Raw genomic sequence first — 8,109 nt, forward strand, 5'->3', positions numbered from 1 at the left:
GGGGGAACAGATACCGATGGAGATGGGGAGGTAGATTACCCAACACCAGGAGATCCAAGTAGTATGATTGATGCCGATAATGATGGATTGGATGATAGTGTTGATGATACAGGAGGAACAGTAACAAGTGGTACGCCATTAACCAATCCAAATACTGATGGTACAGGTAGTCCGGACTTCTTAGATATCGATAGTGATGATGATGGAATTCCAGATAATGTAGAAGCGCAACCAACAGTAGGATATGTTGAACCTACAAATAATGACGATGATGGAGATGGTATTGACAATGCATATGATCCTGATTTTGCAGGTAGTACACCATTAAATAATCCTGAGGATACAAATACGGATGGTATTCCAGATTTCCAAGAGGAGGATAGTGATGGAGATGGTGTTCCTGATACCATAGAAGCATTTGATATGAATAAAGATGGTCAACCAGATATTGTATTATCAGGAAATGATCAAGATGGAGATGGATTAGATGATGCTTTTGAGGATGGTACTCCAAATGATGGTTTTGATGTTAATGATGGATTAAATGATGGAAGTGAAGAAACAGAAAATACGGATGGTACTGATGAAGTAGATTATAGAGATACTGATGATGATAATGACGGAGTGGACACCATAGCAGAAATGACCGATGTTGATGGTGACCCTAATACAATTGATCCTTCAGATCAAGATGGAAATGGTATTCCTGATTACTTAGATATGAATGATAATGATGGGGATGGTATTCAAGATAATGTAGATATAGATGATGATAATGATGGTATTTTAGATCAAAATGAAGTACCAGTAGGGACAACATTAAGTCCTGTGGCTGATGATGATAATGACACGATTCTAAATTATCAAGATACAGATCTAGGACCAGATGCGAATGCAGATGGAATAGTAGATATATTTGACGCAGATGGAGATGGTATTCCAGACTTCCAAGATTTGGATTCGGACAATGATGGTATTCCAGATAATGTAGAAGCTCAACCAACAATAGGTTATATAGCACCTATTGCAGGAAATGTGGATGTAGATATGGATGGATTAAATGATGCTTATGATATGGATACAACTTCAACTGATCCAACTACATCGGCAGGATTAACTCCAGTGGATAGTGAAGTTGATCAATCAGGGACTAGTACACCAGATGGTATTCCAGATTATTTAGATACGGATTCGGACAATGATAATGTGAATGATACCGATGATGCTGGTTTGATTACAGCAAATGATACAGGTGATCAAGATGGAGATGGTATATTAGATGATTATGAAAATGGAACAATTAATGACGGGTATACAGATGTTAATGAAGGTTTAGATACAGGAGCAATAGGAACAGATGATACTGATGGGACTGAAGATGTAAACTTCCGTGATATAGATGATGATGCAGATGGATTATTAACAAGTACAGAGGCTTATGATGCAAATTCAGGAAATCCACAAGCAGAGGATACGGATATGGATGGTATTCCAGATTACTTAGATACAGATGATGATAATGATGGTTTACCAACAATAACAGAACAGCCTGATAATAATGGCGATGGTACTCCTGATGATGCGGTAGATACTGATGGAGATGGTATTCCAGACTATAGAGATATAGATGATAATGATGGAGATGGTATTCCAGATAGTGCAGATTTGGATGATGATAATGACGGAATTTTAGATGTAGATGAAGATCCAAATTTAGATGGAGATAATAATCCAAATACAGAGGGTGTTCCTGGGGAGAACGATACAGATGGAGACGGTATTCCAAACTTTAAGGATATAGATTCAGATAATGATGGTATTCCAGATAATGTAGAAGTGCAACCAACAGTTGGTTATGTTGCGCCAAGTGGACTTGATGTAGATATGAATGGTGTCGATGATGTATATGATACCACTCCTTTAGGAACTCCAGTAGATAGTGGAGATACTACCGATGGCATACCTGATTATTTTAATATAGATGCTGATGGAGATGGTGTTTTAGATGTGGTAGAGTCAGGAAATACACCTACAACATCAACGACAGATACTGATGGAGATGGGTTATTAGATATATATGAAGGAGACGACCCTAATGATGGCTTTGATACGAACGATGAGTTAGAAGCAGGTTCTGTAGATACACCAAATTCTGATACTATTGATGAAGTTGATTATCGTGATACAGATGATGATAATGATGGAGTAGCTACAGTTCTTGAAAACTATGTTCCAACAAATACGGACCCTACAGATGAAGATACTGATGCAGATGGTATTCCAGATTATTTAGATGTTGATGATGATAATGATGGGGTGTTAACTGAAAACGAGAATCCTGATCCTAATAATGATGGAGATATTAGTGACGCTCAAAATACAGATGGCACAACACCTGCTAATAATCCAGATTATCCAACGGATACCATTCCAGATTATTTAGATGTGGATGATGATAATGATGGAGTAGATACAGAGTTTGAAAATCCAGATTCAGCAGGTAATGTACCAGCATCTCAAGATACAGATGCAGATGGTACTCCAGATTATTTAGATGTGGATGATGATGATGATAGACTATTTACAGCATTTGAAGAATCAAATCCTGATAATGATAATAATCCAAATACAGGAACTCCACCAAGAGATACTGATGGTGATGGTACTCCAGATTATTTAGAACTGGATGATGATAATGATGGTATACCTACTGTAGATGAAAATCCAGATCCAGATGGAAATGGTGATCCTAACTCAGGAGTTCCACCTGTAGATTCTGATGGTGATATGATTCCAGATTATTTAGATATGGATGATAATGACGGAGACGGTATTTCAGATAACCTTGATCCAGATGATGATAACGACGGAATATTAGATGTCGATGAAACACCAGGAATGAATCCTTTGGAAGATATTGATGGTGATGGTATTCCTGCTTATGTAGATGATAATGATAATGACCCTGGAATTGGAAATGTGAATGGTATAGTTGAAGCTCCTTATGATAATGATGGAGATGGTATTCCAGATTTCCAAGACATTGATTCAGATAACGATGGTATTCCTGATAATGTAGAAGTACAACCTTCAGAATCTTACAATGCACCAACAGGAATGGATACAGATAACGATGGGTTAGATGATGCTTATGATGCTGATAATGAAGGTAGACCACTTGGTACACCAGTAGATAGTGAAACAGACTTGTCAGGAATGGTTATCCCAGATGGTATTCCGGATTATTTAGATACCGATTCTGATAACGATGGTATATTGGATGTAGTTGAAGCAGGTTTTGAACCCAATGCCCCAATTGCAGATTTAGATGGAGACGGATTATTAGATAACTATGAAGGAACTAACTTGAACGATCCATTTGATGTAAATGATCAATTAGATAATGGTAATTTAGGGATGGCTCCAACAGATTTATTGAATACAGATGCTGATAATCAACCAAATTACAGAGATCCAGATGATGATAATGATGGAGTATTAACTATAGATGAAAATCCTGATCCAAATGGAAATGGAAATGATGAAGATGCATTGGATACTGATAATGATGGTATTCCAGATTATCTAGATTTTGAAGACAATGATGCAGATGGTATTGCTGATAGTTTGGATCCAGATGATGATAATGATGGAATCTTAGATGTTGATGAAACACCAGGATTAAATCCTTTAGAAGATATTGATGGTGATGGCATTCCTGCCTATTTGGATGATAATGATAATGACCCTATGATAGGCGACGTTGATGAAGAGGTTGAAGTAGCATACGATAACGACACAGATGGTGTTCCTGATTTCCAGGACATTGATTCGGATAACGATGGTATACCTGATAATGTCGAAGTTCAGCCTTCAGCGATATATAATGCGCCAACAGGAATAGATACAGATAACGATGGCTTAGATGATGCTTATGACACGGATAATGGAGGTACGCCTTTAGGAACACCTGTAGATAGTGAAACTGATATTAATGGTCAGCCAATACCAGATGGTGTTCCAGATTATCTTGATTTAGATTCTGATGGAGATAATGTTCCAGATGTTATTGAATCAGGAATTGAGTTGAATGGTTTACTAACTGATCAAGATGGAGATGGATTGTTAGATCAATTCGAAGGAACAGATGTAAATGATGGATTCGATGTAAATGATGATTTAGATTTAGGTAATTTAGGTAGTGTTGGTTCTGTTTCGTTAGTTCTAACAAATACCGATAGCGATGGACAACCTAATTATCGAGATGCAGATGATGATAATGATGGAATATTAACCGAGTTTGAAGATGTTGACGGTGATGGAGACCCAACAAATGATGATACAGATGGAGATGGCATTCCAAACTATTTAGATACAGATGATGATGGAGATGATATTTTAACTGTTGATGAAAATGCAGATCCAGATGCTAATGGTAACCCTGAAGATGCAGAAGATGCAGATGCCAATGGTATTCCGGATTATTTAGAACCAAATGGAGTTAGTAATGATAATGCTGATGGTATTGGAGTATTTAATGCAGTATCACCAAACGGTGATGGTAATAATGATACTTTAGTAATCACAGGTTTAGAAGCTACATCTACTAATAATATTGAAATTTATAACAGATGGGGGCTAAAAGTTTATGAAACTCAAGAATACAATACAAAAGGAAATGTATTCCAAGGTTTCTCAATAGGTAGAACAACTGTAAGTGAAGAGGATAGATTGCCAACAGGTACATATTATTACATATTAAATTATACAATAGAAAGTACAGGTAAATCAGTAAGTAGAGCAGGTTACTTATATATCAATTAAAAGAGAGTTTAAAGTCAGGGTTCTGCAATGAGCCCTGAAAAACTAAATATTTTAGATATGAAAAAATATTATTTAAAAGTAGTGATCCTAATTTTGTTGACATGTGCAGCTACAGGTTTGTATGCTCAACAAGATGCCCAATACACTCAATATATGTATAATACGATTTCAATTAATCCAGCTTATGCAGGTTCTAGAGGGGTATTAAGTGTAGTTGGATTGCATAGAAGTCAATGGGTGGGATTGCCTGGAGCTCCAAGAACTCAAACACTTGCCTTACATTCGCCTATAGGTTTGGGAAGAGTTGGTTTAGGAGGATCAGTAGTTCAAGATGAAATAGGCCCAGCAGAGGAAACTTATGCGAATATAGATTTCTCTTACTCTATACCTACATCAGATGAAGGAAAGTTAAGTTTCGGATTAAAAGCAGGAGTACATTTATTGAGTGTTGATTTTAATAAATTAAATAGATTTACACAAGACGACACAAGATTTCAAACTAATATAAATAATAAGTTAAGTCCTAATGTAGGGGTTGGTTTGTATTATCATACGAATAAATTTTATGTAGGCTTAAGTGTTCCTAATTTACTAGAGACAAATCATTTTGATGAGGCTAATGTAAATTCATCAAGAAATGCAAGTTTTTTAGCTGAAGAGCGAATAAATTATTACCTAATGACAGGCTATACATTGACGCTCTCAGAAAATATATTATTTAAACCAGCCTTACTTACTAAAGTAGTATTTGGAGCACCGTTACAAGTTGATTTATCTGCAAATTTTTTATTACATAATAAACTAACTTTGGGAGTAGCTTACCGTTGGAGTGCTGCTGTAAGTGGATTAGTAGGATTTCAATTGTCAGATAGTTTACTGGTTGGGTTTGCATACGATAGAGAAACTACTGAATTAGGGAATACAAAATTTAATGATGGGAGTTTTGAGCTATTACTTAGGTTTGAACTATTCAAAAAATACTCTCGTATAATTACACCAAGATTCTTTTAAATAACAACTGTCTTATGAAAAAAATGTACATACATAAAAGTATACTCATCCTAAGCATTTTGTTTAGTTTAAGTTTAGTGGCACAAGAAAAACTACTACAGAAGGCAGATAAAGAGTACGATAAACTCTCCTACATTGATGCCAGAAAAATATATATTGATGTAGTTAATAAAGGATATACATCACAAGATATTTATCAAAAAATAGGGGATTCTTATTATTTTAATGCTCAGTTGGCAGATGCTTCTGTTTGGTATGAAAAGCTTTGTAATGAGTATAATGAATCCTTAGATCCTGAATATTTATTTAGATATAGTCAAACCTTAAAAAATTTGAGAAATTACGATAAAGCAGACAAAGTAATGGTCGCTTTTGATAAAGCTACAGGAAAATCAGAAAGTAGAGTAAAATTATTTAAAAAAGAACGTAATTATTTAGAATTAATAGAATTACAATCTGGAAAATTTGATATTGTTAATTTGCCAATTAATTCTTCAAGATCTGATTTTGGACCTAGTTTTTATAAAGATGATCAAATTATGTTTGCCTCATCTCGTAGTAATGGAGGATCAAGAATTGTTCATGAATGGAATGAAGCTCCTTTTTTAGATTTATACCGAACATTTAGAGAAGGTAAACAGTCCATAGCGGTTGAAGGTATTGAAGAGTTAAAAGGAAATATTAATACAAAATTACATGAATCTTCAACAGTGACTACTAAGGATGGTAAAACCATGTATTTCACTAGGAATAATTATACAAATAAAAGGCGTAAAGCAGATGCTAATGGCACAACAAAATTAAAATTATATAAGGCTTCGCTTGTAAATAATAAATGGACAGATATAAAAGAACTTCCTTTTAATAGTGATGAATATTCAGTAGCGCATCCTGCGCTATCGGTTAATGAAAAAAAATTATACTTTGCTAGCGATATGCCTGGGAGTAAAGGCATGTCGGATTTGTTTGTAGTTGATATCACAGGAAAAGACAGCTATAGCGAGCCAAAAAATTTGGGATCTAAAATTAATACTGAAGGCAGGGAAACGTTTCCATTTATTTCTAAAAGTGGGAAGTTATATTTTGCTAGTGATGGTCATATTGGACTAGGAGGCTTGGATGTATTTATTTCCGAACCTAATGAAACTAAACGTGGGTTTTCAGATCCATTTAATGTAGGTAAACCTATAAACAGTTCCGATGATGATTTTACTTTTATAATCGATGAAGCCACTAAAATAGGTTTTTTTACCAGTAATCGTTACGGAGGTGTGGGAGATGATGATATTTATAGTTTTGTACAAACCGAAGATTTAATATCAAGTTGTAATCAGTACCTGAGTGGTATTGTAACTGATGCGGAAACTAGAGCTTTGTTGCCTAATGCTAAGGTAGTTTTATTTGATGCTAATATGGACAAGATAGCAAGTACTACAGCTGATTCGGATGCTAAGTATAGCTTGCCCATTGATTGCGATAGAAAATATGTAATAAGAGCATCTAAAGAAGCTTATGAATTTACAGAAGTTAACTTTGCATCCACTGAGGCGTTTGAATTTAAGCACAATCAGCCAATTCAATTACGTAAAGGAACTGCTCAATTAGGTGTTGTAACGGCTAAGGTGGGTGACGATTTAGCCAAACTATTGCAATTGAACCCAATTTATTTTGACTTTGATAAATCATTCATTCGCCCAGATGCTGAAATTGAATTGCAAAAAGTAATTTCTGTTATGAAAGAATATCCTGAAATGAATATTGATGTACGAAGTCATACTGATAGTCGTGCTCCTTTTGATTACAATATGCGATTGAGTACTAGGCGTAATAAAAGTACAATAAAATATATAATAGACAAGGGAGGTATTAGTCCTGCAAGATTGACAGGTAGAGGTTACGGAGAAACTAATTTAACAAATAACTGTGCCGATGGAGTTGAGTGTAGCGAAGCACAACATCAGTTAAATAGACGTAGCGAATTCATTATTTTAAAACAGTAAATTGAAATTTTAGTGTGTATTTATATTAATTATAGTAGTAAGTAGAGTTTTTTTTTAAAGCCTTATCATTTTTTAATTGGTAGGGCTTTTTTGTGTTACAATAAAGTTGTCATTGATCCTTTGCATCAGCATTATAAATTTGACTAAGGATATTACTTTTTTGTTGAAAAAAAACAATCAATTATTACTAATAATTAAATTTCAAATTTGGAAAATAATATAAAATAAGCATTTCTTAATAAAAGTATATTTCTCACTAACAACTAACAACCAA

At 34.7% G+C, this 8,109-nt stretch carries 3 protein-coding genes; all 3 read left to right on the forward strand.

Annotated features, from left to right (window positions below):
- On the forward strand, positions 1-4,824 hold a 4,824-nt coding region (locus tag GMC_RS0101225), incomplete at its 5' end, for a T9SS type B sorting domain-containing protein (RefSeq protein WP_010520419.1).
- Between the two features lie 57 nt (positions 4,825-4,881).
- Complete coding sequence (locus tag GMC_RS0101230) at positions 4,882-5,835, forward strand: PorP/SprF family type IX secretion system membrane protein (RefSeq protein WP_029489535.1); 954 nt, start codon at positions 4,882-4,884, stop codon at positions 5,833-5,835.
- A gap of 14 nt (positions 5,836-5,849) precedes the next feature.
- Positions 5,850-7,835: an OmpA family protein gene (locus tag GMC_RS0101235; RefSeq protein WP_010520421.1), complete on the forward strand. Its 1,986-nt coding sequence runs from the start codon at positions 5,850-5,852 to the stop codon at positions 7,833-7,835.
- Positions 7,836-8,109: the final 274 nt, after the last annotated feature.

This window comes from Aquimarina agarivorans (genome assembly GCF_000218485.1).
GTDB lineage: Bacteria > Bacteroidota > Bacteroidia > Flavobacteriales > Flavobacteriaceae > Aquimarina > Aquimarina agarivorans.

What these genes read in the sequence shown, in the direction of transcription:
- GMC_RS0101230 (WP_029489535.1), top strand. Translation starts at nt 4,882, where the DNA reads ATGAAAAAATATTATTTAAAAGTAGTGATCCTAATTTTGTTGACATGT.
- GMC_RS0101235 (WP_010520421.1), top strand. Translation starts at nt 5,850, where the DNA reads ATGAAAAAAATGTACATACATAAAAGTATACTCATCCTAAGCATTTTG.